Annotated in this window: 5 protein-coding genes; 1 reads left to right on the forward strand and 4 read right to left on the reverse strand. The window is 42.7% G+C overall.

What is annotated here, in order from left to right:
* Both EWV68_RS18910 and EWV68_RS18915 read right to left on the reverse strand, forming a co-directional pair.
* On the reverse strand, positions 1 to 113 hold a 113-nt coding region (locus EWV68_RS18910; protein WP_287170711.1), incomplete at its 3' end, for a helix-turn-helix domain-containing protein.
* A 197-nt stretch (positions 114 to 310) separates the two neighbouring features.
* Positions 311 to 1,387 (reverse strand): AI-2E family transporter, encoded by a 1,077-nt coding sequence (locus EWV68_RS18915; protein ID WP_287170713.1) that lies wholly within the window; start codon positions 1,385 to 1,387, stop codon positions 311 to 313.
* Positions 1,388 to 1,661: 274 nt separating this feature from the next.
* Between EWV68_RS18915 and EWV68_RS18920 the strand changes: the two genes are divergently transcribed.
* On the forward strand, positions 1,662 to 2,429 hold the full coding sequence (locus tag EWV68_RS18920; RefSeq protein WP_061432762.1) for an ABC transporter ATP-binding protein: 768 nt from the start codon (positions 1,662 to 1,664) through the stop codon (positions 2,427 to 2,429).
* Between the two features lie 556 nt (positions 2,430 to 2,985).
* On the opposite strand, the gene EWV68_RS18925 is transcribed toward EWV68_RS18920, so the two are convergent.
* Together EWV68_RS18925 and EWV68_RS18930 are read right to left on the reverse strand one after the other, a co-directional pair.
* Entirely contained in the window at positions 2,986 to 3,201 is a 216-nt protein-coding gene (locus EWV68_RS18925) for a hypothetical protein (protein WP_287170708.1), read from the reverse strand.
* Positions 3,202 to 3,309: 108 nt separating this feature from the next.
* Positions 3,310 to 3,549, reverse strand: a complete 240-nt coding sequence (locus EWV68_RS18930; RefSeq protein ID WP_287170709.1) for a hypothetical protein — start codon at positions 3,547 to 3,549, stop codon at positions 3,310 to 3,312.
* Positions 3,550 to 3,673 lie beyond the last annotated feature (124 nt).

The raw sequence follows: 3,673 nt of genomic DNA on the forward strand, positions 1-3,673 counted from the left end.
GTTCTGACATGGAGAGCTTTATTGTAAACTAATCTTACACAGCCCAAAGTGCGCCGCAATAGCGACTCTTGTTCGGGTGTGGGGTAAAATCGGTAAGAATAGGCTTTTTCCATGTCTCACATTCTAACACATATTTTGTAAATGCGCTAATATTTAACAGTAAAGCCGTCGTAGAACGACGGGGTTTCAGACCCAAATTTTCGATGAGCCTACTTTTACCTCAATCTGCTTAACCGGAACCGTGGCTAAATTAATCTTTTTTTCCTAAGTTTCCTGGAAAGATTAAGGTAAAAATTAGCTCTATCCGCCCTTAGACTGACTGATCATGGCTATTGGCCACCGATTCGGGGCTATCCTCGCCAATCCAAGCCCTAACTAACTCGTAGCAGAGACCGAGCAGAACCGGCCCGACGAACAAACCAATAATCCCATAGGCGATCACTCCCCCGAACACCCCCAGCAGAATCACCACCATGGGAATGGGCAGGCCGCGCCCCATTAAGATCGGTTTGAGGAAATTATCGACCAAGGTGGCGGGAATCATCCAGATGGTAAATAATAGGGCGATGGAATTGGGTAGTGTTACCCAAGCGTGAATGAGCGCCCCCAAGACAATCAAACCGGGGCCAATTTGGAGAATGCCCAAAATTAGGGTGAGGAGAGTTAATAAACCGGCCGCAGGCGTTCCCACCGTTACTAAACCGATGCCGATCAAAAGACTCTGGATAATGGCAACGCCAATAATACCGCGGCTAACATTGCGGACGGTGGAGGCGGTAAGACTGGCCAGCGCGATTCCTCGACCCGGGGCGATCTTTTCCGCTAACCGGTTCATCAGGTGAGTCAGATTTTTAGCGGAGAGGGTGAGGGCCGCCGCAATCAGAATCGAGGCGATAAATTTCAGCACCGTCAGACCGGTACTGGTGGCCAGAGAAAGGGAGATTTTCCCCAGTTCTTTTAATTGTGGCTCGAAGCGTTGAAGAAATTGACCCGTGTTATCCGATGCCTGCTGCCAGAGACCGGCAATCCTTTCGCCGATCAGCGGCCAGGTGGCCACATCGGTGGGGGGAGGGGGAATCAGCACCGCACCGGTATCGATATATTCAGCCATTGTTCGCAGATTACCCGCCAGAACCGCTGCAATGCCGCTCACCGGACCGATAATAATCCCTAGACAAAGTAGGGTGAGGAGAACTGTGGCCAGTTTCGCCCGGCCAGCGAGCAGCTTTTTTAACCAGAGAAAGAGCGGATACCAAGCGATCGCTAGAATTGCTCCCCAGAGGATCATGGTTAGGAAGGGACGCAGTAGGGTAAAACCGGCAAATAACAACAGGCCCAGAAAAAACAGCCGGATGACGAGATCGATAATTTTAGCGTCATTTTTCATCAATAGCGATCGCCTTTTGGCTAGATGAGGACATTGCTGCAATTATGGCAGTTTTTCGTTATCGGTAGTGATTCGCTAGTAGTGGTGAGCCGTTTTGCTTATCTGGTCGGGATTGTGTAAAATATTTCCTAATCAAAATAATTGCCCGATAAATCTTGATAACTGATTCTTTCAGGGTAAATCTCCTGACAAATATCTTTTTTTTGGTCGGTGCAATGCTTACTTGCAATCGTCTTGATCGAGTAAAATCGACTAATTTAATCTGTTAACAAGGATGCCAGCAAATTTATTAGAAGTGCGGGGAGCCACCCGTCGATTTGGGGGATTAGTCGCCGTCGATGGGGTTTCCTTTCAGGTACAAAAAAACGAGATTTTTGGCTTAATTGGACCCAATGGGGCGGGAAAAACGACTTTATTTAATCTGATCACTGGTTTAATTCCCCTGTCGAGTGGTGATTTAATTTATCAAGGGTACAGTCTGGCGAAATATCGTCCTCACCAGATCGCTCAGGCAGGAATTGCCCGTACTTTCCAGAATTTGCGCTTATTTGGTGAATTATCGGCTTTAGAAAATGTGGCGATCGCTGGTAACATTCACAATACCTCCAATCTCTGGACGGGAATTTTGGGTTTACCAGTTTCGAGAAGGGAGGAAGAAAAAACCTATAAAAGAGCAGCGGAATTATTAGATTTAGTCGGATTAACTGACCAAAGCAATCGGAAAGCCTGTAATTTAGCCTATGGTGATCAAAGACGCTTGGAAATTGCCCGCGCTTTAGCTTTGCAACCCCAGTTATTACTCCTCGATGAACCGGCAGCCGGGATGAATCCCAGCGAAAAGGGGTCATTAAGTCAGCTAATTCGACAAATTCGTGATAATTTAGCTTTAACTGTCCTGTTAATCGAACATCATGTGCCTTTAGTGATGGGATTATGCGATCGCATTGCCGTGTTAGATTTCGGTAAGTTAATCGCTTTGGGAGAGCCAGCCACAGTCAGGGAGAATCCCGCGGTGATTGAAGCTTATTTAGGGGATGAATAAGGATTTTAGATAATTGCTATTCAGGTTAATGGGAGATGACAATGATTATTTAATTACCAGAGATAGTTAAAAAAAGAGTTAAAGTTTCTCCTTTTGATGCAGAAGTTCTCCTTTTTTTATTAATTGCTCTAACTGCTCAAAATTGGTTCCCAGTAATCGTTTTATTTATCGAGGATGAGTTTGAATGTAATCCCAAGTATAATGATTTATTTTGCCCCCATTAGAGTAAATGATTTTATTATTTTATCACAACTCAAGCAAGTTGATTATATTATGGAGATTTTTAATCTGCTTAACGCGAACTCAGGTTAATTTATTAGTTGGCGCATTATTTTGAATAAAATGTTCTCCAGCTTGAAAAGCCATCAGTTACGACAACGCTTGTAAATATAGTCATTTCAGATAATTCTGATACAATCTAGACCGATGAAACCCATAGGAACTTTGGCATTGATCTTCTCAATCTTATCTTAGAGGCGGGATACTTTGATTAACAGCCTCTGGAGAAAATTCCCATTAATTTTGTCAAATTTTTTGACGAATTTCCTCAATCATTTCAGTCATAGCCGCCTTTAATTTGAGCGTAGATATCCGTTGCTGTCATTTCACCAAATAACTGATCTTTAATTTCTAAATAATTTAGAGGTTGGGATGCTGTTTCTCTTAGAAAGAAAGCCGCTTTATCAATTCCCAATCTCTCTACGAGAGCTTTAACTCCCTCCTTTCTAATTTCATCAATCTCAGGAATCGTCAAATCTGTTTGAACTTTCATAGCAATTTTTCTCAATTCAAGCGTTGAAAATGATGGCGACAAACTCCACAGGAGTTTTAACAGCAAGACTGCCGCTGTATCTTTTAATCATTTGATCGTCTAGTTATTTCATTCTCTAAAGTCAATAACACCAATACTTTTTAAGCGATGTATTATTCTATAATAAACTTTTATATTGTTGACAATAAATCCTTCAATTCTTGCGGGAGTGCCTGTTTTAAAATCTTCTCTCTGGAGTGATAAATCATGCAACAGATCGCGGATTTTGTCATAAGTTTCAGGGTCATCTTGTTTTAAATTGCTCAAAAAGTCTCTAGTGCTTAAGGACAACCAGATATCATACGCCATCTTAGGTTAAAATCGATATTTGATAATTTTACCCTGCGCTTGTTCTGCTAACGCTTGCTCTAGTGCCTGCTGTTCAGAAAGAGGGATATCTGCAAAGCGAATGACCGATGTTTCCTGACAAATA

Origin of the sequence: Microcystis sp. M_QC_C_20170808_M9Col (assembly GCF_007095495.1) — a bacterium.
Classification (GTDB): domain Bacteria; phylum Cyanobacteriota; class Cyanobacteriia; order Cyanobacteriales; family Microcystaceae; genus Microcystis; species Microcystis aeruginosa.